The organism is Eubacterium album, from assembly GCF_025336545.1.
GTDB lineage: Bacteria > Bacillota > Clostridia > Lachnospirales > Lachnospiraceae > Eubacterium_U > Eubacterium_U album.
Genome location: NZ_JAODBU010000007.1, coordinates 220,545 through 247,235, shown reverse-complemented (window position 1 = coordinate 247,235; position 26,691 = coordinate 220,545). Strand labels below are relative to the sequence as shown.

Genomic DNA, 26,691 nt, shown 5'->3' with positions numbered 1-26,691 from the left:
CAAGCCTATTCCACTGATGCTATATAATAGTAAATTGGCTGTCCACCCGGATAAACTTCTACTTCTACGTCCGGAAGTGCTTTTTCAACTTTTTTTGCTAATTCATTTGCATCGTCTTCTGTCACATCGCTACCATAGTAAAGGCTGACAATTTCTGATTCTTCATCAACCATTTCACGAATCATATCAACTGTTGTATCAGCAATATCTTCACCTACTGAAAGGATTCCGTCATCACCTATACCCATAATATTTCCTTCATGAATTTCCTTATCATCAATAACTGTGTCTCTTACTGCGTAAGTTGACTGTCCTGTCTTTATATATGACATGTTTTCAATCATTGATTCCTTGTTTTCTTCTACTGAAGATTCTTGTACAAATCCAATCATAGCTGCAATTCCCTGAGGAACTGTCTTTGATGGAATTACAACAAGCTTTTTATCTTCAACTAAACTTTCAGCCTGCTGTGCTGCAAGAATAATATTCTTGTTATTAGGAAGAACAAATATTGTATCGGCATTTATCTTATCAACTGCCTCTAAAATATCTTCTGTGCTTGGATTCATTGTCTGACCACCTGAAATAATATAGTCAACTCCTAATCCCTTAAATATTTCATCTAAGCCTTCACCTACAGAAATTGCTACAAATCCATAGTCTTTTCTTGGCTCATTCTTTTTTTCTTCTTCCTGTTGAGCTGCTACTTTCTCAGCATCTTTAATTAATCTTTCCTGATGCTCTTCTCTCATATTATCAATCTTCATCTTTGAAAGAGATCCAAATGTAAGAGCTTTCTGAATAGCAAGTCCCGGATCATTAGTATGAACATGAACCTTTACTACTTCATCATCAGCAACAACTACAATAGAATCACCTATAGATTCAAGATATGCTTTAAATTCTTTTTCTGTTTCAATAGGCATTTCTTTATCTAAATTAATAATAAATTCAGTGCAGTATCCATATTTAATATCAAAATTATCTGTAACTTCTAATTTAGACTTGTCAACCGGTTTAGCTGCATCTTCTATTGTAAGGTCTATTTCTTTTCCAAGGAATGCATCGTAAGCACCCTTTACAACCTGCATTAATCCCTGTCCACCTGAATCAACAACTCCGGCCTGTTTTAAAACAGGAAGCATTTCAGGTGTCTGATTAAGTACATCATCACCATGTTTAATGATTTCATCAATCATTACTGTTAAATCTTCTTCTGTTTCAGCTACTTGTGCTGCTTTATCTGCCATTCCTTTTGCAACTGTAAGGATTGTACCTTCTTTAGGTTTCATAACTGCTTTGTATGCTGTTTCAACCGCTCTATTGCAGGCTTTTGCTAAAACCATTGCATCAATTTCTTCACATGTCTTAATTTCCTTTGTGAATCCTCTGAATAACTGGGAAAGGATAACACCTGAATTACCTCTGGCTCCTCTTAAGGAACCTGATGATATTGCTTTAGCAATTACTTTCATATCAGGATTTTCAATTCCGCCTACTTCTTTAGCTGCTGACATAATTGTTAATGTCATATTTGTACCTGTATCTCCATCCGGTACAGGGAATACATTTAATTCATTAATCCATTCTTTCTTTGCTTCAAGATTTTTTGCTCCTGCTAAGAACATTTTTTGAAACATACTAGCATCAATCTTATTAACCAAAATAATTTCCTCCTTGAGTAATTAGTTAGTCTATTACTCTAACTCCTTCAACATATATATTAATTTTCTTAACTGTCATTCCTGTATAAGCTTCTACTTTATACTTAACACTAGAAATAATATTCTCAGCTATTGTAGAAATATTAACACCATAAGCGATAATAACATGGAATTCTATTGAAATCTCATTATTTTCATCAATTGTAACATTTATTCCTTTTGATAAGCTGTCTCTCTTTAATAATTTAACAAGACCGTCTTTTACACTTACCATTGCCATACCAACAATACCAAAACATTCACATGCTGTTGTTCCGGCATATTTAGCGATTACTTCAGGGCTAATTAAAACCTGACCTAAATCAGTATTCATCTTTCCTTTCATATATATACCTCCTGTATATCTCAAAATCATTTTTATACATAGCTTACTATATTATACATTCTTTTCTAAAAAAATAAAAGCAGATTTTATCAACAGTTCAGCCAAGCGCCACTATACCATTAGGTTCAAAGACTGCTCGCAGGCTATTGGGCCTAATGGTATGGTGGCATTTGGTGAGCCAAATAAGCGAGAAGTAGCAGATTTATCTGCGGATTCGAGCTTTTGGCTGAACTGTTTCTTATTTAAATAGGTAATTTGTTGGATTTATTTTTATATTTATACAAAAAACTGTTGCAAATTGCAATATTTTCTGTTAGAATGCTCTTTGTGTCAGGTCAATTACGTTAATTTGACCTAATTGTTTTGTGTAAGGAGGTGCTATTATGGCTAAATGTGAAATTTGCGATAAGGGTGCTCATTTTGGTAACGCTGTGAGCCATTCTCATAGACGTTCAAATAAAATGTGGAAATCAAATATCAAATCTGTTAAAGTTAAAGTTAACGGAGGCGCAAAGAAAATGTACGTTTGTACTTCTTGCTTAAGATCAGGTAAGGTTGAACGTGCTTAATAAAAAAGAACCAACGCAGTTGGTTCTTTTTTATTTTTAATTTTTTTACTCAAAATTTATTTTTCTAACACAGAACATATCACAACAGCGATTTGAGACATTGATTCAAAACAAAACGGTGGTCCGGCCTTAGCACAACACCACCGCAATATATCTTTTTTATCCTAAAACTTCTTTAGCAATATCTGCACTTCGCTTTGCATCCTTTGCATAATAATCAGCTCCGATTTTCATTGCATAATCTTCAGTAAGCACAGCTCCACCGACCATTATTTTGCAATCAAGATTATTTTCCTTCAAAAGATTAATAGTATCTTCCATTGAACCTAATGTCGTAGTCATAAGTGCTGATAAACCTACGAGTTTTACATCATTTTCCTTTACAGCTTCTACTACCTTCATAGGGTCCACGTCTCTTCCAAGGTCAATTACATTATAACCATAGTTTTCAAGAATTACTTTCACAATATTTTTTCCGATATCATGAATATCACCTTTTACAGTAGCTATTACAATCTTACCTTTTTGTTCTGACTGACCACCTTTAGCTGACATATAATTCTTAACTTCATCAAAACATACTTTTGCAACATCAGCTGCCATAATTAGCTGTGGAAGGAATATTTTTCCTTTCTCAAATTTATCACCAACAACATCTAACGCCGGAATAAGCATATCATTTATTATTTCCATGGCGTCTTTATTTTCAAGATAAGCTCTTGTCAGTTCTGCACCTTCATTTTTAAGTCCCTGTTCCATTGCCTTTAGCAATTTACTGTTCTTACCGTCATTTGCATCACCATTATCAGCTGGAACTGCGCCTTCTTTTGTTTTACTGTTTCCAACTACCTCTGTATATTCATCCGCATGGGAAATAAATTCCATTGAATTTTTATCAATATCTGCAAGCACCTTATAAGTTCTTACAGCCCATACCATTGACGGAACATTCGGATTCATAATAGGCAAATCAAGTCCATTTGTAAGTGCCATTGTCAAAAATGTCTTATTTACTAATTCTCTGTTTGGTAAACCAAATGAAATGTTCGATACACCCAAAACAGTTCTTAATCCTAATTCATTTTTAACAATATTTAATGCCTTTAAAGTTTCTCCTGCAGCTTTCTGTTCTGCTGAAACAGTTAAAACCAAACAGTCTATAATGACGTCTTCTTTTGGTATTCCATAACTTAATGCTTTATTTAAAATTTTCTTTGCTATCTCTACTCGTCCTTTATAATCAGCAGGGATGCCATTTTCATCCAATGCAAGTCCGATAACTGCAGCACCGTACTTCTTAACTATAGGTAGAATCGTGTCTAACACCTTATCTTCGCCATTTACCGAGTTTACAATTGCCTTACCATTATAAACACGCAAAGCCGCCTCAATAACTTCCGGTTTTGTTGAATCGATCTGAAGTGGAACTGAAACAATGCTTTGAAGTTCTTTTACAGTCTTAATCATCATTTCTTTTTCATCGATTTCAGGATGACCAACATTTACATCTAATATTTCAGCTCCGGCTTCTATCTGTTCAGTTGCCTGTCCTAAAATATAGTTCATATCTTTTTCAACTAACGCCTGTTTAAAACGCTTTTTACCTGTAGGATTGATTCTTTCACCGATAATTCTTGGCTGATTAACTACTACAGTATTAATAGGAGAACATATTGCAAGTTGTCTTTCCTGTCTGTTTGATTCAAATTCATTATTCTTCTGTGCTTCTACAAGCATTGCTTTAACAGCACGAATATACTCAGGATTTGTACCACAACATCCACCAAATATTCTTGCACCATATTTTAACATCTGTTTATAATCTTCAACAAACTGCTCAGGTGTTACATCATATTCATTTGTAACAGGGTCAGGCAAACCTGCATTAGCCTTTACAATTACCGGAATATCTGACCATTTTCCTATTTCTTCTACTATTGGTGCTAACTGGTCAGGTCCAAGAGAGCAATTTACACCAATTGCATCAACCCCAAGTCCCACAATTGTAAGTACCATTGCTGAGACTGAACATCCTGTAAATGTTCTCTTATTTTCTTCAAATGTCATTGTAACAAACACCGGTAAGTTTGAATTTTCTTTAGCTGCCAATACTGCTGCTTTTGTTTCTAACAAATCCGTCATTGTTTCAATTACAATTACATCTGCATCTTTTCCGGCAAGAATTTCTTCTTTAAAAATATCATATGCTTCTTCAAAGCTTAAACTTCCTGTCGGTTCAAGAAGTTGTCCTATAGGTCCTATGTCAATAGCGACATAACTTTCGCTTCCTTCACATGCTTTTCTACCGTTTTCAATTGCCTTTTTTATTATTTCTTCTGTTGAATATCCTGTACCCTTTAACTTATATCTGTTTGCGCCAAATGTATTTGCATAAACAATATCCGAACCGGCTTCAATATATTGTTTATGAATATCAATAATCCAATCAGGTTTGGTAATTCCCAAAGTTTCAGGAACCACTCCCATCTTCATTCCTTTTTTCTGAAGCATGGTTCCCATAGCTCCGTCTAAAACAATATATCCTTTTTTCAATAATTCTTTAACGTCCACAGTTCTTTCCCGCCTTCCTATATTGGCATTTTTCTCTAAAGCTGCAATTATCGCAACTCTTCTTGCTTGATGTATTAAGATTATGTCCCATACCAATTATACATGTAACTGATTTTGTAGGTGTTAGCATAAAACTATCATTAACACATACGCCTATCTGTTTTGATGCATTTACAACATTTAAAAACTGTTGTTGCAATTCTAACGGAAAATCATCATATCCAACACCAAATCTCCATGTATATTCATAATGAGGAAATTCTTTTTTTATAATTTCTTCAACCTTGTCACATACCTGTTCCACTGCAGCTGAAGCCATGCTATCTATTATAGCCGCCTGTGCCATATCTCCTATCTGCTTTCTTCTAATCAAAGAGTCTACTCCTGAAGATAAAGTAACACACATCATGGCAATTTTTTCACATCCTTTAAGATGATTTTTTATTGCCTCTCCTTTTAATTCAAAATCCACACCATCTATAGAATAATCTTCATTTAAATCAAATACTCTATAAACATATTTAGGCTGTATAACCTTTAGCAATTCTTCACTACATATATCCAATATTTTTTTTGTATTATTGTCAGGTTTATTATCCCCATATCCTAAATATCTTAAAGCTTCATTTACATTTACATAGTCAAGTATTATGTCTTTATCTCTCATTTTATTCCTTATCTGTTGTGCTTAACCACACTTTCAACTCCTTCTGTAATTTTTCTTGCTACATAAGGATTGTTCATTGTATAAATATGTACACCATCAACTCCATTAGCTGCCAAATCAATAATCTGATTAATCGCATATGCAATTCCTGCATCTCTTAAAGCTTCCGGATTTGATTCATATCTCTGCATTATTCTTGATAATGATGCAGGAATACTTGCTCCACACATTGTAACCATTCTTTCAATCTGGCTCTTACTTGTTACAGGCATAATTCCGGCTTCAATCGGTACATTAATATCTGCAATTCTAGCTCTTTCCAGAAAATCGTAGAATACTCTATTATCAAAAAACAACTGTGAAATCAAATGGTCTGCTCCTGCATCCACTTTTTTCTTTAAGTTCTTTATATCATCAACTGCATCTTTTGCTTCCATATGTACTTCAGGATAACATGCTCCTGAAACATGGAATCCACCCTTGTCCATAATATATTTTGTTAAATCTGATGCATATGTAAAATCTTTTTTAGGTTCTAAGCCTTCAACTCTGTCACCTCTTAAGGCTAAAATATTGTCTATTCCCTCTTTTTTTAATTCTTCAAGAATCTTATCTATTTCATCCTTTGTGTTATTAATGCATGACAAATGAGCTATTGTTTCTAATTTATATTCATTCTTAATTTTTGAGCAAATATCCTTTGTTATAGGATTTGTCACTCCACTTCCACCTGCTCCATAAGTAACACTAATAAAATCAGGTTTCAAATCCGTAAGTTTTTCTATTGTGTCATATACCGTTTCTATTCCACTTTCTTTCTTTGGTGGAAATACCTCAAAAGAAAATATTGTTTTTCCTTCTTCAAATAAATCTGCTATGTTCATTGTTCATTTACCTTTCTGTATTTTATTTGCATGAGCAAAAAAGATTATACCCTAAAATCAGGCACATAATTATTAAGCATACCACTAAAAAAGTGCTACTTATTATTAACGCTATAGTCATTCCAAGCGCGACCCAAAATAAAGCAAATCCACAAACTTTTCCCATTTTAATTCCTAGTGTTTTTATATAGATATTATATGAAAAAAATTAATAAAAATAACCTATAAACAAGCCATTTTTATTAATTTATTTCTAAAAATCAATTGTAATAATTCTTAATTTTCATTTACTCTTCATCAAATGTATCTGCATCATCATTTTTACTTGTAAATTTATTAACAATATCAGGAACCATATCAATGATTCTCGAGAACCCATCCTGGTCATTTATACTGATAAGTTTTGAAGAACCATCTTTTATAACCAATACGGCACTTGGTGTTATCTTTCCACCAACTCCTCCACCTGCACTTGTATCTTTTGAAAAAGTACCAACACCCATTCCAAAAGAAACATCAGCCATAGGAAGAATAATTGTATCTCCAACAGTTATTGCTTCACCTACAACAGATTTTGTAGTAATAAATTTTTCCATTGCTCTTAGTAAATCATCTGTGGCTTTTCTATCTTCTGACATATAAATACCTCCTGTCAACTAAACTTATCAATAACGGCATGCACTTCATCTTTCATATAAATCTGTAAAATATAAACACCTACAACTCCTATAGAAAAATGTCCCCACGCCTTGATTATTCCGTTAAATTTCTTGTTTTCAAAATCAGGTTCTATTTGAAAATTATCCATATTAAGCTTTAACGCAGTACATACAACTGCAATAACTCCAAGCATCTTTCCCGTCTTGTCCGGGCTGTCAAATCCAAACTCAAGTTTTCCTCTTATTTTTTTAGGTTTCAGTAACTTTACAATCTGCTTTGTCTTACTTTTAATATAGTTATATGCAGTTTTTACTTCTTCACTCTTTAAATACTCTATTAAATATTTAAATTTTTTTTGATTATTTTTAAATTTGTGTTTTGTGCTTCGAACCTTATGCTTTATTTTACCAAATAGTTTTCTACATTTAAACCATATATTTTTAATAAACTCTATTAACTGCTTTACTTTATAGTCTAAATCACTATTCTCTTCATCGGTTGATGATTCTTCTTTGTTAATATAAGACCGACGTTCATCTACACTTTCTTTATCTAAATTTTTCTGACTGTTTGCCAAAGCTTTTCCCTCAATATTATCACCCTTAAATTCTTGTCCGGCTTTTATGAAATCGTCACTCTCTACAGAATTCATATTTTTATCATTATCTTCTGTACTGCCACGTTTTTCATATTTTTTGTCATTTTCAAATGTTTCATAAGAATCATATTCATTTTCATCAGTATCATCACTAAAAATTTTTAATCCAAAAATTCTCAATGAATACTTCAGTTCTTCACTGTATTCCATATTAAAATGAAGAAGATGAAAAAGCCATCCACCATGAATTGTTAAATAACTTTGTTCTTTATTTTTTATTCCTTCAATCTTATATGATGCCGGTAAAATAAACAACAGCGCAACTAAAGCAAGACTTGCCAGCAGAATAATTCCTATTATTTTTAATAAAATTAATAAAATATGTAACATTTTACTCCTTCTGCTGCAATCAAGTGAAACTATGATTATTTTCCATATATTCCTTTAGTTTAAATTGTCCGGTTGCGCGGAAACAATCCATAATAATCAACTGGGTCATATCATAAGCTTCTTCCTTGCCTTTAGCTATACCATAAATCATAAGTTCCGAATTAAGATATCTCTTTTGTAAGAGCACATATGACGGATAAATGTCAAGGACATCCGTATCATTGAAGGGTGCAGCCAATACATAAATATTAAACTGCATTTTTCCTTCTTTTATTTTAGAGACAATATTATCCTTATCGTCCATTGCTTCATGTCCTATATACAAATCATCGCACCATTTCATATGCACCTCCATTTATACAATCATCGATGAAATAATTTCTAAGCATCCTTTTTTTTCTGCCATATCAGTACATCCCTTTAAACAATTGTATACGAAATCCTGTAATTCACTTATATTGTTGAAAAATACAGGTAATTCACTCAATGTTGCAGACATTATTGACTTCTTTATCAGTCTCTGACTATTAGCGAATTTGTCGATAAATTCTTTGTACAGATTTTCCTTTACCTTTTCTAAATATTCTTCATTTACCTTATCCTTATCCTGTTTTTTGTCAAATTCCACAAATAAACTGTCTGAATTTAACAGAGGAAGTCTTGATACCTTTTCATATGTTTTTTCAAGATTATTTCTGATAATGTCATCTTTATTCTTATCTAATATCTGGTCAACAATATCGTAATTCATTATATTGTGATAAAGTTCTTCCTGTTTACCTTCTAATTTGACAAACATCGCCTCTAATTCTTCGTTTGTCTTATGAGCAAATTTTCCTGTAAACATCAAATTAGTTTCACTGACAACTTCGCTACATATTGCTGTAATGTCATCATTTTCCTGACTCTCTGATGTATATAGCACAAGCAAAACATCATTAATCAATTCCTGCATCATCATATTTGCAGACACATTATCATCAATATAAGCTGTTAACTCTGATAATTTTTCAGAAAATTCATTAACTTCATCTTCTGTTATATTCTTCAAATCATATTTATCTAATTCTTCAAATGTATCATGAATTTCCGGATATAAAAGTTTATAATCTTCCTTTTCTTGTAAAATAGCACTTGTTCTTATTCTATAAACAAAATCATCTAAACTACTCTTTTCGCCCTGATTATATACATCTAATCCCGAATTTACATATTCAAAAAACTTTGATTTAGTCATTCTGATTGGAAGCTGACCTATAATTTCACATATTTTACTGTTAATTATAGTTGTGTCTTCATCATCGAATATATACTTCATTATTTTTCTTGTAAATTCTTCATCACTATAATTTGCCGGCATATCATAATCGTGATATTTATATTCAACTCTGTTGTACGCAAATTCGTATACATTATACTTATCTACATAATATGTTAAGGCCTGCATTTTTCTAATGATGTTATTACGCATATCCTCAACTACACTTATATCTTCTTCACTCATGTCTGCAATAACTTCATTCATCTTATTTAATTCTAAGACAATATCAGAACTTATTACATCATTTTCATCCTGCTGCATCTGCAAAAAAGTATAGTAGTTAAGCGCAAGTCTGATATATGCAAATTTATTATTTATTTTACTAAATCCATCTGCATATTTTTTTAGATTATCATCTATATTTTTACCCTTAGAAATCTCATTAATTATCTGTCTCATATTTTCCTCCATGACTATTTCATAATGTCACAGAAATCAAATGTAGCAAAATAATCTTTTGGAGTTTCTGCTCTACGAATTAATTTTACGCTTCCATCTTCCTGTAACAATAATTCTGCAGAACGAAGTCTTCCGTTATAATTATATCCCATCGAGAATCCATGAGCTCCTGAATCATGAATTACAAGGAAATCTCCCATATCAATCTTTGGCAATTTTCTGTCTACTGCAAATTTGTCATTATTTTCGCATAATGAACCAACAATATCATATGTATGGTCGCAAGGTTCATTTTCCTTACCCATAACAGTAATATGATGGTAAGCTCCATACATTGCTGGTCTCATCAAGTTAGCAGCACATGCATCTACGCCAATATATTCTTTGTAAATATGCTTTTCATGTACGGCTTTTGTTACAAGTGCACCGTATGGTCCCATCATAAATCTTCCCATTTCAGTATAAATAGCTACATCGTCCATTCCTGCCGGTGTAAGTACCTCTTCGTATACTTTTCTTACTCCCTCACCAATAACCATAATGTCATTTGGTTCCTGATCAGGTCTGTAAGGTATTCCAACACCACCTGATAAATTGATGAATTTAATGTGTGCTCCTGTCTTTTCTTTTAATTCAACTGCAAGCTCAAAGATTGTCTTGGCAAGTCTTGGATAATATTCATTTGTAACTGTATTACTAGCTAAAAATGCATGAATTCCAAAATTCTTTACGCCTTTTTCTTTTAAAATCTTGTAAGCTTCAATAATCTGTTCGTGAGTCATTCCATATTTAGCATCTCCCGGATTGTCCATAATTCCGTTACATGCTTCAAAAACTCCACCCGGATTATATCTGCAACTTACAGTTTCAGGAATGCCTGCTTCTTTTTCCATGAAATCAATCATTGTAATATCATCAAGATTAATAATTCCACCAAGCTTTGCGCAGTATCCAAATTCACCTTCAGGTGTTTCATTTGAAGAGAACATAATCTCATCGTCTCTAAAACCTAATTTGTCAGCAATCATAAGTTCTGTATATGATGAACAGTCAACACCACATCCGACTTCTTTTAACTTCTTTATGATAAATGGATTTGGTTCAGCTTTAACAGCAAAATATTCTCTAAATCCCTTATTCCATGAAAATGCTTCATTAACTTTTCTTGCATTCTCCATAAAACCCTTTTCATCATAAATATGATATGGCGTAGGATAAGTCTTTTCAATTTCCTTAAGTTGTTCAAGTGTTACAAACGGTTTCTTTTCCATTTTTTCAGTCCTCCTAATAATTATCTGCCGTATATATCGGTTAAATATCTAAGTCTCTCAACTTCTTTATCACCAAACTGGTTTTTGGTCATTCTCCAACGCCAGTTAGCTCCCATTGATGATGGCAGATTCATTCTGCCAATATTGCCAACTTTTAAAACATCCTGCATTTGGAATATTACAACATTCGCCACGCTGGCATAGGCGCATGTAAATAATTTATCCACAATATCTTCAATCGAGCCATGTCTACATTCTAAGAACTCTCTTATGTATCCTAACTCCCAATATTGCAAACCTGTAAAATATCCCATTAAGGTATCGTTATCATGAGTTCCACCATAACCCACAGTATTCTGCGTCCAAAAATATGGCAAATGATCATTCTTTCTGTCTCCGTCAAATGCAAATTCTAAAACCTTCATTCCAGGAAATCCACTCTTTTCAAGGACTTCCACTACTTCAGGTATTTTTACACCTAAATCTTCAGCAATGATTTTCTTGTCTCCTATTGCTTGCGATATCGCTTTTATAAGTTTCATTCCCGGACCTTTTTCCCATTTTCCGTTTCTGGCATCCTCATCTTCTGCAGGTATTGTATAGTATTTTGTCATTCCGATAAAATGATCAATTCTTACTATATCGTATAATTTTGCGGAGTGTTCCATTCTCTTTCGCCACCATGAAAAATCATCTTTTTCTAACTTTTTCCAATCATATAACGGATTTCCCCATCTCTGACCTAAATCAGAAAAAGCATCCGGCGGAACTCCTGCCACTTTTTTTGCCTCCAGATTCTCATCTAGCTGAAAAATTTCAGGATGAGACCATACATCTGCTGAATCCATAGCAACATAAATAGGAATGTCTCCTATTATTTCGATTCCTTTTTCGTTGGCATACTCTTTTAGTTTAAACCATTGTTCGAAGAATTTAAACTGTAAAAACCTATAAAAATCCAGTTCATCTGAAAATTCTTCTATCTTTTTATCTAATGCTTCCTGCTTTCTGAATCTTATATCCTCTTCCCAATCCTGCCACGAAGTCGACTCAGCATCATTTTTGCATACACAATACAAGCAGTAATCATCAAGCCAAAAATCATTTTCTTTAACAAATTCTTTATATTCTTTCAATGCCTTGTGATTACTATTCTTATAAGCTTCTTTTAAAACAATAAATCTGGAATTATATATCAAACCATAGTCAACATACTGTTCTTCAATGTTCCATCTAAAACTATCTACATATTCTTTTGTAATAAGACCTTCTTCAATTAATGTATCCAAATCGATAAAATAAGGATTACCTGCAAACGCAGAAAAAGAAGCGTATGGGCTGTCTCCATAACTTGTTGTTCCAAGTGGCAGAACCTGCCAGTACTTTTGTCTCGCAGCAACTAATCTGTCAACAAATTCATATGCATTTTTTCCAAAAGAACCTATTCCGTAAGGTGAAGGAATACTACTAATATGCATCAATATTCCCGCACCTCTTTCAAATTCTTTTTGAGCCATATATATTTTATTCCTCCATTTTCAATTAACAATGTGTATGTGTAAATAAATGGTCCTGACAGTACTCTTTATTTCCACTACATTTTGAACAATATCTGAAAGTTAAATTAGGATCATCTAATTCTGTTCTTCCACAGATTGCACATTTATGCTTAGCGCCATTTTCATATTTAGGCTGTGTAGCCTGACGTATATTCTTTCGATATTCTCTTTTTCGTTTTATCTGATATGGTGATAATTTATTTCTTGTTTGCAAGAAGAAAATCATAAAATTAAGTAACGATGTAATTACCATCATTCTTGTTACCCATGAACCCTGGAGAATTTCCGCAAATATGAATGCTCCATATAATACTCCTAACCATTTTACCTTTATAGGAATTATGAAATAAAGCAATACCTCTGCATTAGGATAGGTAGCTGCAAATGCAAGGAATATTGACATATTGATATAATAGGTACTTACAAAATTACCTATTCCCATGCCAATACCTCTATATATTACTGCTAAATCCGTTACACTTGTGCCACTATAGCTCATGCCAACTGCATTTAACACTGTCTCATATTCACCTGTTGTGTTACACATTATTATTAAAATTGCATATAAAAGAAATGCACCTATAATCGTAAATAGCATTCCTGAAAAAATGTATACGTTATATCGATACTTTCCCCATGTATATTCAAGATTGTTTCCTACTGAATAATAAAAGAAAAGCATAATTATAGTAAACAGACCTAATGCCTCAGGCATTGTAACTACCCATGATACAAGTCTCCAAATCTGTCCATGTAATATTAAATATGGATCAAATGTAATATATTCATATAAATCCGGGAACAAATAATAAATTGCATAACCTATGGCATATCCGATTACTAAATATAGGGATAAATTGCTAATTGCGTATCTGCTGAATTTTCTTTCAAAGTTTGATTGTTTCATAGAAATCTCCTATTCTAAAATCTTATACAAGTATAATTTTATTAGTATCTTTTGTCAAACATACAATACATTTTTTACATATCTTTTTTGGCACATTAAAATGTTACACCCTGATTGTTAAATTTTAATTAAAAAATCAGGACATTTTTAAAAACAATTCACAAATTTGTTACTCTTATGTACTTATTTATATGTTGTTATTTGTCGCAAATTATAATATAATGTATAACGTTTATGGATTTTTATAACTTAAGAGGAAGGTAAACAACAATGAATGATAAAGCATATTACAGCCTTGGTATTGACATTGGCTCAACAACTGTAAAAATTGCAATTTTAAATAATGATAATGAAATTATGTTTGCTGACTATGAGCGTCACTATGCAAATATTCAGGAAACTTTAGCCGGATTATTAAAAAAGGCTAAAGAAAAATTAGGTGACATTACCTTATCACCTATGATTACAGGTTCAGGCGGACTTACTTTGTCAAAGCACTTAGGAGTTCCATTTGTTCAGGAGGTTGTAGCTGTTTCTACAGCATTAAATGATTATGCACCTCAGACAGATGTTGCAATTGAACTTGGTGGCGAAGATGCAAAAATAATTTATTTTACAAATGGAATTGAACAGCGTATGAACGGTATCTGTGCCGGTGGTACAGGTTCTTTCATTGACCAGATGGCTTCTCTTCTTCAGACTGATGCCAGTGGTTTAAATGAATACGCTGCTAATTATCAGGCAATTTATCCAATTGCCGCACGTTGTGGTGTATTTGCCAAAACAGATATTCAGCCATTAATTAACGAAGGTGCTACAAAAGAGGATTTAGCTGCTTCTATTTTCCAAGCAGTTGTAAACCAGACCATTTCGGGTTTGGCATGCGGAAAACCTATTCGTGGTACAGTTGCATTTTTAGGAGGACCTCTTCACTTCCTTCCTGAATTAAAAAATGCATTTATAAGAACTCTTAATCTCGATGATGAACATATTGTTGCACCTGAGCATTCACATTTATTTGCTGCTACAGGTTCTGCAATGAATCACGATTCAAAAGTTTTAGTTAATATAACAGATTTGTATAACCGTCTTTCTAAAGGAATTAAGATGGATATGGAAATCAAACGTATGGAACCTTTATTTAAAAATGAAGCTGAATATACTGAATTTACTGTAAGACACAACAAAGATACAGTAAAGAAAGGTGATTTAAGCACTTATTCAGGAAAATGTTTCTTAGGTATAGATTCAGGTTCTACTACTACTAAGGCAGCTGTTGTCGGAGAAGATGGAACTTTATTATATTCATTCTACAGCAGTAACAATGGAAATCCTTTGGCAACTATTATTGGTGCAATTAAAGATATTTACTCTAAATTGCCTAAAGATGCTGAAATTGTACGTTCTTGTTCTACAGGATACGGTGAGGCTTTAATTAAAGCGGCTTTAATGCTTGATGAAGGTGAAGTTGAAACTGTTGCACATTATTATGCAGCTGCATTCTTTGAACCTGACGTTGACTGTATTCTTGATATCGGCGGTCAGGACATGAAATGTATTAAGATAAAGAATCAGACTGTAGACAGCGTCCAGTTAAATGAAGCCTGCTCATCAGGTTGTGGTTCTTTCATTGAAACATTTGCTAAATCGCTTAATTACTCAGTTGTCGATTTTGCTAAAGAAGCTTTATTTGCAAAGAATCCTACAGACCTTGGTACACGTTGTACAGTATTTATGAATTCAAATGTAAAACAGGCACAAAAAGAAGGTGCAAGCGTTGCAGATATTTCTGCCGGACTTGCTTATTCTGTTATTAAGAATGCTTTATATAAAGTTATTAAAATCACAGACCCTAAAGACCTTGGGGAAAAAGTTGTTGTTCAGGGTGGAACATTTTACAATGATGCTGTTTTAAGAAGTTTTGAAAAAATATCAGGATGTGAAGCTATCCGTCCTGACATTGCAGGTATTATGGGTGCATTTGGTGCTGCCCTTATTGCAAGAGAACGTTATCACGGCGAAGCAACAACAATGCTTTCTATCGATGCAATTAACAAATTTGATTACACAACAACAATGACACGATGCAAAGGTTGTACAAACAACTGTATGCTTACTATAAATAAATTTATTGACGGACGACGTTTCATAAGCGGAAACCGTTGTGAAAAAGGTCTTGGAAAAGAGAAAAATAAAGATAACATTCCTAACTTATTTGAATATAAATTCCACAGAATGTTTGATTACGAACCATTGTCTGAGGAAAATGCTAAACGAGGAACTGTAGGAATTCCACGTGTACTTAATATGTATGAGAATTTCCCATTCTGGGCTACTTTCTTTAAAAGATTAGGATACAGAGTTGTTCTCTCACCTGAGTCTTCAAGAAAAATATATGAATTAGGTATTGAATCAATTCCTAGTGAATCAGAATGTTATCCTGCAAAGATTGCTCACGGTCATGTTACCTGGTTAATCAGAAACGGTATTGATTTTATTTTCTATCCGTGTATACCATACGAAAGAAATGAAACACCGGATGCTAATAACCACTACAACTGCCCTATTGTTACATCTTATGCAGAAAATATAAAAAATAACGTTGAAGAATTAAACGATAATTCTATCAAATTTATGAATCCGTTTATGGCTTTAACAAATGAGGGAACTATTACAAGCCGACTTGTTGAAGAATTTTCAAAAGAATTTGATATTTCTAAAGCCGAAATTACTCAGGCTGCACATGCTGCATGGGTAGAATTATTAGCTTCAAGAGATGACATTCGCAAAAAAGGCGAAGAGACATTAGCATATATAAAGGAACATAATCTTCACGGTATCGTACTTGCAGGTCGTCCATACCATGTTGACCCTGAAATCAACCACGGTATTCCTGAAATGATTAACAGTTATGGTCTTGCCGTTTTAACAGAAGATTCTATTTCACATTTAGCTCCTGTTGAAAGACCTTTGATTGTATCTGACCAGTGGATGTACCATTCAAGACTTTATGCAGCTGCTAACTATGTAAAAACAAGAGATGATCTTGATTTAGTTCAGCTCAATTCATTTGGATGTGGTCTTGATGCCGTTACGACTGACTGCGTAAATGATATTTTAACTAAATCAGGAAAGATTTACACTGTTCTTAAAATCGATGAAGTTAATAACTTAGGCGCTGCAAGAATCAGAATACGTTCTCTTCTTTCAGCCATTAGAATAAGAAAAGAAAGAAATTATCAAAGAGACATCAAGCCATCTTCAATCAAAAAAGTTGAATTTACAAAGCAGATGTTTGATGAAAAATATACAATACTTACACCTCAGATGAGTCCAATTCACTTTAAGATGCTTCAATCTGCAATGAATTCATGTGGATACAACTTTGAAGTTCTTCCAAGTGAACAATCATGCATTGATATGGGTCTTAAGTATGTTAACAATGATGCCTGCTACCCTTCACTTATTGTTGTAGGTCAGATTATGGAAGCATTATTATCTGGAAAATATGATTTACACAAAGTGGCTGTTGTTATTACTCAGACAGGTGGCGGATGTCGTGCTACTAACTATATCGGATTTATCAGACGTGCATTAGAAAAAGCAGGATTAGAATATATTCCTGTTCTTTCACTTAGTTTATCGGGCATTGAAAAGAATAGTGGCTTTAAGTTTACTCCTAAGTTTGCTGTCAAAGCAGTTCAGGCAGCCATGTATGGAGACTTATTTATGAGAGTTGTATATAGGACACGACCTTACGAAGTAAACTCCGGTGAAACAGATGCACTTCATAAGAAATGGGAAGATAAATTATGTGCTGAACTTTCAGATAATAAATTTGGAATGAAGCGATATAAAAATAATCTCAAAAAGATTGTTGAAGAATTTGATGCCATTCCTGTAAAGAATATTAAAAAACCTCGTGTTGGTATAGTAGGTGAAATTCTTGTTAAATTCTCTCCTACTGCTAACAACGACCTTGTAAACTTATTGGAATCTGAAGGTGCTGAAGCCGTTATGCCTGACCTTGTAGACTTCTTCTTATACGGATTTAGGAATTCTACATTTAAAGCTGAAAAATTAGGTTTCAAGAAATCATCAGTTATTCTTAGCAATATTGGAATAAAAGCTATAGAATATTTCAGAAGAACAGCTAAAGACGCTTTGATAAAGAGTAAACACTTCACTCCTACAAGTGATATTTGGGAAATGTCTGAAATGGCTGAAGAAGTTGTATCAATCGGCAACCAAACCGGTGAGGGTTGGTTCCTTACAGGTGAAATGCTTCACTTAATAAAAGACGGAGTTCCAAACATCGTTTGTACACAACCTTTTGCCTGTCTTCCAAATCATATTGTTGGAAAGGGTGTTATTAAAAAACTTCGTGCAATGCACCCAGAAGCAAATATTGTTGCTGTTGACTATGATCCCGGTGCAAGTGAAGTTAATCAGTTAAACAGAATTAAACTTATGCTTGCAACTGCAAATAAAAGATTGAAAGAAAAAGAGAATTAAAATATGTACCATTTGGTATATCATACAAAACAAGGCATAGGTTCGAAATGAACCCATGCCTTGTTTTGTGATATTCTATCTAATTTATTATATGTCTTATATCTTAATCTAACAGACTCCACTGGCTTACATCCCACACATCTGTTACCCAATCCTCATAAAAATCAGGTTCATGACATACCATAAGTATGCTTCCCTTGTATTCTGTAAGCGCTCTCTTTAATTCTGCCTTAGCATCTACATCCAAATGATTTGTAGGTTCGTCAAGAACCAAAAGATTTGTTTCTCTGTTAATTAATTTGCAAAGACGGACTTTTGCCTGCTCTCCTCCGCTTAACACTCTTATCTGACTTTCAATATGATTTGTAGTAAGTCCACATTTAGCCAACGCGCTTCTTACTTCATATTGGTTAAATGAAGGGAATTCATCCCAGATTTCCTCAAGGCATGTAGAACGGTTTTCTTCCTTTATTTCCTGTTCAAAATAGCCTATTTGCAGATAATCTCCCAATTCAACTTTTCCATCTATAGGTTTAATTTCTCCTAAAATACTTCTTAAAAGAGTTGTTTTTCCAATACCATTTGTTCCTATTACTGCAATTTTCTGTCCTCTTTCCATAGACAAATTAAGTGGCACAGATAATGGCTTATCATATCCGATTACCAGATTCATTGTGTCTATTATAAATTTGCCGGACGTCCTTGCTTCCTTAAATCTAAATTCCGGTTTTGGTTTTTCTCCTGCAAGTTCAATTAAATCCATATTATCAAGTTTTTTCTGCCTTGACATTGCCATGTTTCTTGTTGAAACTCTAGCTTTATTTCTTGCCACAAAATCCTTTAAATCAGCAATTTCTTTTTGCTGTCTGTTATATGCAGCCTCAAGTTGTGCCTGTTTTACGGCGTGTACTTCTTTAAACTTATCGTAATCGCCTACATATCTGTCTAGTTTCCGGTTTTCCATATTATAAATCAAATTAATAACACTATTTAAAAACGGTATATCATGTGATATTAAAATAAAAGCATTCTCATAATCCTGTAAATATCTCTTTAACCATTCAATATGTTCGGCATCCAAATAGTTTGTCGGTTCATCAAGCAATAAAATGTCAGGCTTTTCTAACAATAGTTTTGCAAGCAATACCTTTGTTCTCTGACCACCACTTAAATCATTTACATCTTTATCAAGTCCTAAATCTGTTAATCCAAATGCCCTTGCTATTTCTTCTACCTTTGAATCTATCAGATAAAAATCATGCATTGTAAGCATATCCTGAATAACGGCAAGTTCATCCATATATATTTCAAGTTGCTTCTCATCCGCATCACCCATTTTATTGCAAATGTCATTCATGTTTTCTTCCATTTCAAACAGGAAGTCAAATGCCGATTTTAAAACATCCTCTATTGTCATTCCTTTTTCTAAAACGATATGCTGGTCTAAATATCCTACTCTGACATTTTTAGCCCATTCAACTCTGCCTTCGTCAGGTTGCAATTTACCTGTTATTATATTCATAAACGTTGACTTACCTTCACCATTCGCTCCAACAAGTCCTATATGTTCACCTTTTAATAATCTAAATGATACATCATCAAAAATTGCTCTATCGCCAAAACCATGTGTTAAATGTTCTACATTTAATATGCTCATATTTTTCCTTTCATCTTAGGTAAATTAAATATTTTCTATTTGCCAGTCTATTGGTTCTATTCCATTTGCCTTTAGAAATTCATTTGCTTTGCTAAAGTGTTTGCATCCAAAAAATCCTCTGTATGCAGAAAGCGGACTTGGATGTGGACATTTAAGCACCAAATGTTTTGGATTAGTCAACATCTTTGCTTTCTTTTGTGCAGGTGATCCCCACAAAAATATTACTATCGGTCTGTCCTGTGCATTTACAGCTTCTATAACTGCATCAGTAAACTGTTCCCAACCGTGTCCCTGATGAGAATTTGCCTGATGAGCTCTTACAGTTAACACCGTGTTAAGTAACAGTACCCCCTGATCCGCCCATTTTTTCAAATAGCCATTATTAGGTATGTAACATCCCAAATCATCATGCAATTCTTTATAAATATTTTGTAATGAAGGTGGTATATCATTTCCGGGTAATACCGAAAAACTCAATCCATGCGCCTGATTTACATTATGATATGGGTCCTGCCCAAGCAGCAATACTTTTACATCCTTAAGTGGTGTAAAATGAAATGCATTAAATATATCTTCTGCCGGAGGATATACTATTGTTTTACTGTATTCATCTTTAACAAAACTATATAATTCTTTGTAGTATGGTTTAGAAAATTCAGGCTGTATTGCTTCTAACCAATCATTTGTTATCATTCCCATTTATTTAACCTCTGTCAAATATTGTTACCAACTATTTCTTCTACGAACTGCGGATCATTATAAACTTTTATTGCACTTTTCTCGATTCTGATTTTAAATTCAGTATCTGTTAGCATTTCTCCGTCAACATTACATGTTACAGGAATATCTGACTGAATTTTTAATCCTTTGTCTGTGTATCTTACCACTCTCTTTGACTTTTCATGTCTTCCGTTTTTTAATTTTAATAAAAGTCCCGGTATTAATATTTTAGGCATTTTATCAACCATATATATTTCAAAGTATCCATCATCTATTAATGCATGTGGTGCAATTCTGTGTCCTCCACCATAATACTGTCCATTACATACAGTAACTATTGTGTATTCGCCTTTTTTAGACTGTTCACCAAATATTGTAGTTAATTCTTTAAATTTATATTTAAAATACGAATAAATTATGCTACATGTATATCTTTGACCTACAGGTATCCACTTCTTTTGTCTGATTACACTTATGTTATTTGCTATATCAGCATCTAAGCCTATACATGCAATATTTATAAAATACTTGTCATTGATAATTCCTAAGTCACATCTGTGTTCGCCTTTTCCAAGTGCAGACAATGTTCTGTAAAAATCATTTCCGCTTCCTGCCGGTATAACACCTACTGTCATATGTTTCTTAACAACACCATTTATTATTTCATTTAAATTTCCATCTCCGCCTACTGAGAACAAAATGCATTCTTCATCATCCGGGATGCTTTCTGCCACTTTTCTGGCTTTACCAAATCCATCAGTGTAATGAATTTCGTATTTTATGTCTCTAAGCCTGCACGCTTTATCTATTCTTTCAATAAACCCTTCTTTATCATTGGCAAATCTGCCACTTTCAGGATTAATTATAAAATAATATTTCATTTTAATCTCTCACTCTATATAATAATCTATATTGCCTTAACTTTAAATTAAGGCTATTGTCTGGAAAATTCTATATACTGAATCTTAATTCGTTTTTCCAATTATATTCTAACCTGGACACCTTTTTCCTTAAGGTAATGTTTAAGGTCATTTATTTCTAATTCTTTATAGTGGAATAATGATGCTGCTAGTGCTGCATCAGCCTTTCCTTCTGTCAGTGCATCATAAAAATGCTCTTTTTTACCTGCCCCACCTGATGCAATTACAGGTATTGACACATTTTCAGATATGATTCTTGTAAGTTCTACATCATATCCCCTCTTAACTCCATCGCAATCCATACTTGTAAGAAGTATTTCTCCTGCCCCTAATTTATCTACTTTACGCGCCCATTCCACAGCGTCTATTCCAACATCTACTCTTCCACCATTTTTGTAAATATTCCAGCCCGAGCCGTGTGCTCTTCTTTTTGCATCTATGGCAACAACTACACACTGACTTCCAAATTTATCAGCTGCATCACTTATAAGTCTTGGATTCATAATAGCCGATGAGTTTATAGATATCTTATCTGCTCCCTCTCTAAGCAAAGTCTTAAAGTCGTCTACAGTTCTGATTCCGCCTCCAACTGTAAATGGTATAAAAACCTGCTCAGCTACTCTTCTTACCATATCTACAACTGTATTTCTATTGTCAGATGATGCTGTAATATCAAGGAACACCAATTCATCTGCTCCCGCCTTATTGTATGCTTTTGCTACCTCTACAGGGTCGCCTGCATCACGCAAATTAACAAAATTTACTCCTTTTACAACACGATTATTGTTAACATCTAAACAAGGTATAATTCTCTTTGTGTGCATATTTTCCTCCTAATATAAAATACGACAAAATCGAGTAGGAATTTTCCTACTCGAAATAACTAATTTATCTCTGCAAAATTTTTCAATATTTTTAGTCCTATATCTCCACTCTTTTCCGGATGAAACTGGCATGCAAATACATTTTCTTTCTCAACGGACGCATGTATATGTACACCATACTCAGTAGTTGCTGTTACGATGTTTTCGTCATCTGCTTTCAAATAATAAGAGTGAACAAAATAAACATATGCTTTCTCATCTATTCCTTTAAATAATCTTCCATTATTATGAAAATCTAACGAATTCCATCCAATATGTGGAACTTTCAAACCTTCACCTTCAGGTATCTTTATAATCTTGCCCGGTAGAATTCCAAGTCCATTTACTCCCGGTGTTTCATCACTTTCTTCAAATAATAACTGTAAGCCTAAACATATTCCAAGAAATGGTATGTTTCGTGACACAACTTCCTTCACAGTATCAACTAAATCATACTTATTAAGCTTTTCCATAGCGTCACCAAATGAGCCTACGCCCGGAAGTACAACTTTGTCTGCACCTAAAATTACATCCTTGTCTCGTGTTAGTATCGTTTCTTCTCCCAGAAATTGAAACGCCTTCTCAACACTTCTAATATTTCCTGCATCATAGTCAATTATTGCTATCATATTCCAGTCCTTCCTCTGAAGCTTTTCCATCTAATTCAAACCAGAATTCAACACCATCCTCATGGTTAAATACTCCGCATTTTTTATTCATACTGTCAGCAATCGCCTTAACAATAGAAAGTCCAATGCCATTTCCACCATATTCTCTGGTTCTTGCCTTATCTACTTTATAGAATTTAATCCAAACATTTTCCAATTCATTTTCAGGAATCTGTTTACCGGTATTGAAGACTGACATTCTTACTATACCATCTTTTTCTACAATTTTCATCTCAATTATTCTTTTTCCGTCAATATGGTTAAATGCGTTACTTACATAGTTTGTAATTACTTCCTCAATTTGAAATTCATCTGCCCAAACATATACAGGTTCTTTATTTTCAAATATTATTTTAACATTCTCCTGCTCCGCTCTTAACTGAACGGATTTAATAATGCCTTCCATGACATCAACAAGATTAAATCTTTCGATATTTACCTGTTTATTTCCAAATTCAATCTGTGTAAGTGCCAGCAGTTTTTTAACCATTTTGTTCATTTTATCTGACTCATCAATAATTACATCACAATAAAATTCCATACTTTCAGGGTCGTCATTAATATTATCCTTTAAACCTTCTGCATATCCCTGAATAAGAGCAATCGGTGTTTTTAATTCATGAGATACATTTGAAATAAAATCTTTTCTCATCTCATCAATTTCAATCTTTTGCTCGATATCTTTTTGCAGTTCTATATTTGCCTTTTTAAGTTCAAGGATTGTCCCTTCCAATTTAGCTGACAACTCATTCATACTATTTCCAAGAACGCCTATTTCATCTTTATGTTTTCCTGTATATTTAGCATCAAAATCCAAATTTGACATTCTTGTTGAAATTGTTGCAAGTTCAAGTATCGGGTCCGTATATCTTCTCGTTACTATAATCATCATAATTGTCATTACAACAGTCATAGATATAAGAAGAATCAAATAGAATTTATTTGTAATGTTAAGAGTCTCCCTCATATTCTGAACCGATACCCTGATTACAAAGTAATAGCCTGAATCTAATGTTCCAAACAATTCATAATATTCCTGGTCAGACAATAAATCTCTGGCTCTTTGCATCGTATAATTGTCATTCTTTTCTATAATAGTTCTTTCTCTTTCGGCTCCAAATGCCGCACCATATATCATTTCCTGCCAACGTCTTTGTAATGTCTTTCCTGCACCATATTCATATATTGTGTTTCCGGAACTGTCTATCATAATTATTGTTACACCGGCATTTTCACACTCATCATTTAGCGCCTGTACGTTGTCGCTTTCAGATAAATCCTTATCTTCTTTTACAACCTGAGCCATCTTATTATATACAGCAACAATAACATCTTTTTTATGTGAAATATAATATTTTTCAATAAAAGCTGTTCCAAATGTTGATGCAAGCGCAATAGCTACTGTCATAATTACAATGATTAATATTGGCAGTTTATACTTAATTGAATGTTTCATTAGTTTACCTCAAATTTATATCCCATGCCCCAAACAGTCTTTATGTAATCACCACAGTCACCTAATTTACTTCTAAGTTTCTTGACATGTGTATCTATTGTTCTGGCATCTCCAAAGTAATCATAATTCCATACATTATTTAAAATATTTTCTCTTGAAAGAGCAATTCCTTTATTTTCAATAAAATATGTCAACAATTCAAATTCTTTAAAGCTTAGTTCAATTTCCTTATCTTTAACCTTAACAATATGAGCAGCCTTATCTATCTTAATATCTCCTGCTTCTATTGTCATATCAGCGCCAATTTTATTAGCACGTCGTAAAATTGCATCAACTCTTGCAACTAATATTTTAGGACTGAAAGGTTTTGATATGTATTCATCAACTCCAAGTTCAAATCCTTTAAGTTCATCATTTTCCTCACTTTTTGCTGTAAGCATTATGATTGGGACTTTTGAAAATTTTCTTATTTCCTTACATACTTCCCAACCGTCCATTTTAGGCATCATAACGTCAAGAATTATCAATGAAATATCTTTGTTTCCAAAGAATACCTCAATTGCTTCTTCGCCGTCTCCTGCTTCTAATACCTTATATTGTTTCTTTACAAGGAAATCCTTAACAAGTTTTCTCATTCTTGATTCATCATCTACAACTAAAATCTTTAATTCATCCATTTATGTGTACCTCCGCAGCACTAATATTTCATATAGAAATAACATTTCAACTTCTATAATGTAAAATATAACACAAAATATGTGATGATTTTATGAAATATAGTTATTTTTCTGCTTCTGCCTGCTCAATTTGCTGAATTTTTGTTTCTAATGCTGAAAGTGCATGCGAAACGTCTTCATATCCACTGTATTCAGCTCCATTATAAGAATATGTTCTATATCTGTCGTTATCTCTCTTATATGAGTTTACGACTTTATTATATTCTTTCTCTGTTACTTCATTATCGTTTATTAGATATTTTTTTGTATTTCCTGAGTTGTCAGTTACAAGTCTTGAAATAACTTTCAACTTTTCATCCTTGTATTGGCATACAACAATTTGTGTATTCCCAATTATATTATTAACAAGCGTAACTGTTCCATCCTGATTATATGTCATAGACTGAAATGCTTTAGTATGGGCAATTTTACCTTTTTTATTCAAATAATAAAGTTTCATTTCGCGGCTTTCCTTACTCCACACAAGCATACATGGATAATAATTATTTCCTATTTTTGCGAACTCAACATTTTGATTTGGGTCTTTGCTTTGTAATTTATACAAAGTTTTTTCGTATTTTTCATATAGTTCTTTCTGTTTATCCTGTACTACTTCATTTACTACTTCTTTATAATCTGTATATATTTCCATTTGTGTAATATCTTTGTCATCTGATGTAAATGAAACATAGAGTATTCTGTCATCTGCAACTTTCGTAAATACAACACTTCTTTTTTCATCAAGTCTTCCATCATAATTAACATCCCATCCCATTTTTTCAACTACAGGATCCATGTAATAATTAATCTCATCCCCTAAAGAGTATCCAAGCACTGAAATTTCATCATTATCAGTTACAATAATTTGAAAATCAGGATAGTTATAGTCATGAAGTTTCTGACTTGAACCTTTAATTACATTTATTTCGATGCCATTTCCTTTCCAATGTTGCTCTACATTTCCTTTTTCACTATCAGATTCTTTCATATTAAAATAATAAGCTACTCTTTTTAATTCATCTATGTATTCTAACAAATCAACCTTGTCATCTTTTGTTTCCAATGGCTCTTCTGTTTCCTGAATTGTAGTTACTTCCTCTTTTGTACTCTTTTCTTCTCCTTCCGTTTTTCCACATCCAAAAGTCATAGTAGCTACAATGCTAAAAATCATTAATAATGCTAATCTTCTCATAATCCCTCCTGCTACAGCGTAACTATTATTTTTATTTCTTACCTATTAAATAGGCATACTTATTTACGATACGCCTATAATACAATAATTTGTTTAAAAAGAAAATATTATTTTTGTCGTAAATTTTATTAATTTTTAA

General features: G+C 33.1%; 22 protein-coding genes. 2 read left to right on the top strand and 20 right to left on the bottom strand.

The genetic code is table 11. The features are described from left to right. Positions 1-5 precede the first annotated feature (5 nt). Complete coding sequence (locus tag N5B56_RS08670) at positions 6-1,667, bottom strand: DAK2 domain-containing protein (protein WP_336306544.1); 1,662 nt, start codon at positions 1,665-1,667, stop codon at positions 6-8. 22 nt (positions 1,668-1,689) lie between these two features. Continuing rightward, the gene (locus N5B56_RS08665; protein ID WP_022089830.1) at positions 1,690-2,049 is read right to left on the bottom strand and encodes an Asp23/Gls24 family envelope stress response protein; all 360 of its coding nucleotides are present in this window, start codon (positions 2,047-2,049) and stop codon (positions 1,690-1,692) included. Positions 2,050-2,432: 383 nt separating this feature from the next. Here N5B56_RS08665 and rpmB point away from each other — a divergent pair, with 383 nt between their 5' ends. Then, positions 2,433-2,618 carry a 50S ribosomal protein L28 gene (rpmB, locus tag N5B56_RS08660; RefSeq protein WP_022089829.1) on the top strand — a complete coding sequence of 62 codons (186 nt, stop codon included), beginning with the start codon at positions 2,433-2,435 and terminating at the stop codon, positions 2,616-2,618. Between the two features lie 159 nt (positions 2,619-2,777). On the opposite strand, the gene N5B56_RS08655 is transcribed toward rpmB, so the two are convergent. From N5B56_RS08655 to N5B56_RS08610, 10 genes are all read right to left on the bottom strand, one after another. Next, positions 2,778-5,189, bottom strand: a complete 2,412-nt coding sequence (locus N5B56_RS08655) for a homocysteine S-methyltransferase family protein (protein WP_260978755.1) — start codon at positions 5,187-5,189, stop codon at positions 2,778-2,780. Further along, positions 5,179-5,856 (bottom strand): vitamin B12 dependent-methionine synthase activation domain-containing protein, encoded by a 678-nt coding sequence (locus N5B56_RS08650; protein ID WP_260978754.1) that lies wholly within the window; start codon positions 5,854-5,856, stop codon positions 5,179-5,181. Before N5B56_RS08650 ends, N5B56_RS08655 begins: the two co-directional genes overlap by 11 nt. Positions 5,857-5,864: 8 nt before the next feature. After that, complete coding sequence (metF, locus tag N5B56_RS08645) at positions 5,865-6,740, bottom strand: methylenetetrahydrofolate reductase [NAD(P)H] (protein ID WP_117909540.1); 876 nt, start codon at positions 6,738-6,740, stop codon at positions 5,865-5,867. A gap of 287 nt (positions 6,741-7,027) precedes the next feature. Continuing rightward, entirely contained in the window at positions 7,028-7,378 is a 351-nt protein-coding gene (locus N5B56_RS08640) for a GerW family sporulation protein (RefSeq protein WP_022089825.1), read from the bottom strand. 14 nt (positions 7,379-7,392) lie between these two features. Next, positions 7,393-8,388 carry a DUF2953 domain-containing protein gene (locus tag N5B56_RS08635; RefSeq protein ID WP_260978753.1) on the bottom strand — a complete coding sequence of 332 codons (996 nt, stop codon included), beginning with the start codon at positions 8,386-8,388 and terminating at the stop codon, positions 7,393-7,395. Between the two features lie 19 nt (positions 8,389-8,407). Next, positions 8,408-8,731, bottom strand: a complete 324-nt coding sequence (locus N5B56_RS08630; RefSeq protein ID WP_022089823.1) for a hypothetical protein — start codon at positions 8,729-8,731, stop codon at positions 8,408-8,410. A 12-nt stretch (positions 8,732-8,743) separates the two neighbouring features. After that, positions 8,744-10,108, bottom strand: coding sequence for a hypothetical protein (locus N5B56_RS08625; RefSeq protein WP_260978752.1), 1,365 nt, complete (start codon positions 10,106-10,108; stop codon positions 8,744-8,746). Between the two features lie 14 nt (positions 10,109-10,122). After that, positions 10,123-11,379, bottom strand: coding sequence for a diaminopimelate decarboxylase (locus tag N5B56_RS08620; protein ID WP_117909548.1), 1,257 nt, complete (start codon positions 11,377-11,379; stop codon positions 10,123-10,125). Positions 11,380-11,399: 20 nt separating this feature from the next. Continuing rightward, entirely contained in the window at positions 11,400-12,896 is a 1,497-nt protein-coding gene (gene malQ, locus N5B56_RS08615; protein WP_260978751.1) for a 4-alpha-glucanotransferase, read from the bottom strand. A 25-nt stretch (positions 12,897-12,921) separates the two neighbouring features. Beyond that, positions 12,922-13,845 carry a DUF1751 domain-containing protein gene (locus N5B56_RS08610; protein WP_260978750.1) on the bottom strand — a complete coding sequence of 308 codons (924 nt, stop codon included), beginning with the start codon at positions 13,843-13,845 and terminating at the stop codon, positions 12,922-12,924. A 270-nt stretch (positions 13,846-14,115) separates the two neighbouring features. Here N5B56_RS08610 and N5B56_RS08605 point away from each other — a divergent pair, with 270 nt between their 5' ends. Then, positions 14,116-18,360, top strand: a complete 4,245-nt coding sequence (locus tag N5B56_RS08605) for a 2-hydroxyacyl-CoA dehydratase (protein ID WP_260978749.1) — start codon at positions 14,116-14,118, stop codon at positions 18,358-18,360. A gap of 103 nt (positions 18,361-18,463) precedes the next feature. Here N5B56_RS08605 and N5B56_RS08600 read toward each other — a convergent pair whose 3' ends face one another. The 8 genes from N5B56_RS08600 to N5B56_RS08565 form a co-directional block, all read right to left on the bottom strand. Further along, on the bottom strand, positions 18,464-20,017 hold the full coding sequence (locus tag N5B56_RS08600) for an ABC-F family ATP-binding cassette domain-containing protein (protein ID WP_260978748.1): 1,554 nt from the start codon (positions 20,015-20,017) through the stop codon (positions 18,464-18,466). A 24-nt stretch (positions 20,018-20,041) separates the two neighbouring features. Then, positions 20,042-20,716, bottom strand: a complete 675-nt coding sequence (locus N5B56_RS08595) for a uracil-DNA glycosylase (protein ID WP_022089816.1) — start codon at positions 20,714-20,716, stop codon at positions 20,042-20,044. A 14-nt stretch (positions 20,717-20,730) separates the two neighbouring features. Next, the gene (locus tag N5B56_RS08590) at positions 20,731-21,618 is read right to left on the bottom strand and encodes a diacylglycerol/lipid kinase family protein (protein ID WP_260978747.1); all 888 of its coding nucleotides are present in this window, start codon (positions 21,616-21,618) and stop codon (positions 20,731-20,733) included. 101 nt (positions 21,619-21,719) lie between these two features. Beyond that, on the bottom strand, positions 21,720-22,481 hold the full coding sequence (hisF, locus tag N5B56_RS08585; protein WP_118565426.1) for an imidazole glycerol phosphate synthase subunit HisF: 762 nt from the start codon (positions 22,479-22,481) through the stop codon (positions 21,720-21,722). A gap of 59 nt (positions 22,482-22,540) precedes the next feature. After that, on the bottom strand, positions 22,541-23,149 hold the full coding sequence (gene hisH / locus N5B56_RS08580) for an imidazole glycerol phosphate synthase subunit HisH (protein WP_117909562.1): 609 nt from the start codon (positions 23,147-23,149) through the stop codon (positions 22,541-22,543). Continuing rightward, positions 23,133-24,644: a sensor histidine kinase gene (locus N5B56_RS08575; RefSeq protein WP_260978746.1), complete on the bottom strand. Its 1,512-nt coding sequence runs from the start codon at positions 24,642-24,644 to the stop codon at positions 23,133-23,135. Before N5B56_RS08575 ends, hisH begins: the two co-directional genes overlap by 17 nt. Then, positions 24,644-25,321, bottom strand: a complete 678-nt coding sequence (locus tag N5B56_RS08570; protein ID WP_022089811.1) for a response regulator transcription factor — start codon at positions 25,319-25,321, stop codon at positions 24,644-24,646. The genes N5B56_RS08575 and N5B56_RS08570 overlap by 1 nt, the downstream gene beginning before the upstream one ends. 103 nt (positions 25,322-25,424) lie before the next feature. After that, complete coding sequence (locus tag N5B56_RS08565) at positions 25,425-26,552, bottom strand: hypothetical protein (protein WP_117909566.1); 1,128 nt, start codon at positions 26,550-26,552, stop codon at positions 25,425-25,427. Between the last annotated feature and the right edge of the window lie 139 nt (positions 26,553-26,691).

Bases quoted from the DNA above. Each gene is read 5' to 3' on its own strand.
- N5B56_RS08565 (WP_117909566.1), bottom strand. From the start codon at position 26,552: ATGAGAAGATTAGCATTATTAATGATTTTTAGCATTGTAGCTACTATG.
- N5B56_RS08620 (WP_117909548.1), bottom strand. From the start codon at position 11,379: ATGGAAAAGAAACCGTTTGTAACACTTGAACAACTTAAGGAAATTGAA.
- N5B56_RS08665 (WP_022089830.1), bottom strand. From the start codon at position 2,049: ATGAAAGGAAAGATGAATACTGATTTAGGTCAGGTTTTAATTAGCCCT.
- metF (WP_117909540.1), bottom strand. From the start codon at position 6,740: ATGAACATAGCAGATTTATTTGAAGAAGGAAAAACAATATTTTCTTTT.
- malQ (WP_260978751.1), bottom strand. From the start codon at position 12,896: ATGGCTCAAAAAGAATTTGAAAGAGGTGCGGGAATATTGATGCATATT.
- N5B56_RS08630 (WP_022089823.1), bottom strand. From the start codon at position 8,731: ATGAAATGGTGCGATGATTTGTATATAGGACATGAAGCAATGGACGAT.
- hisH (WP_117909562.1), bottom strand. From the start codon at position 23,149: ATGATAGCAATAATTGACTATGATGCAGGAAATATTAGAAGTGTTGAG.
- hisF (WP_118565426.1), bottom strand. From the start codon at position 22,481: ATGCACACAAAGAGAATTATACCTTGTTTAGATGTTAACAATAATCGT.
- N5B56_RS08600 (WP_260978748.1), bottom strand. From the start codon at position 20,017: ATGAGCATATTAAATGTAGAACATTTAACACATGGTTTTGGCGATAGA.
- N5B56_RS08625 (WP_260978752.1), bottom strand. From the start codon at position 10,108: ATGAGACAGATAATTAATGAGATTTCTAAGGGTAAAAATATAGATGAT.
- N5B56_RS08640 (WP_022089825.1), bottom strand. From the start codon at position 7,378: ATGTCAGAAGATAGAAAAGCCACAGATGATTTACTAAGAGCAATGGAA.
- rpmB (WP_022089829.1), top strand. From the start codon at position 2,433: ATGGCTAAATGTGAAATTTGCGATAAGGGTGCTCATTTTGGTAACGCT.
- N5B56_RS08605 (WP_260978749.1), top strand. From the start codon at position 14,116: ATGAATGATAAAGCATATTACAGCCTTGGTATTGACATTGGCTCAACA.
- N5B56_RS08595 (WP_022089816.1), bottom strand. From the start codon at position 20,716: ATGGGAATGATAACAAATGATTGGTTAGAAGCAATACAGCCTGAATTT.
- N5B56_RS08575 (WP_260978746.1), bottom strand. From the start codon at position 24,644: ATGAAACATTCAATTAAGTATAAACTGCCAATATTAATCATTGTAATT.
- N5B56_RS08650 (WP_260978754.1), bottom strand. From the start codon at position 5,856: ATGAGAGATAAAGACATAATACTTGACTATGTAAATGTAAATGAAGCT.
- N5B56_RS08635 (WP_260978753.1), bottom strand. From the start codon at position 8,388: ATGTTACATATTTTATTAATTTTATTAAAAATAATAGGAATTATTCTG.
- N5B56_RS08570 (WP_022089811.1), bottom strand. From the start codon at position 25,321: ATGGATGAATTAAAGATTTTAGTTGTAGATGATGAATCAAGAATGAGA.
- N5B56_RS08610 (WP_260978750.1), bottom strand. From the start codon at position 13,845: ATGAAACAATCAAACTTTGAAAGAAAATTCAGCAGATACGCAATTAGC.
- N5B56_RS08590 (WP_260978747.1), bottom strand. From the start codon at position 21,618: ATGAAATATTATTTTATAATTAATCCTGAAAGTGGCAGATTTGCCAAT.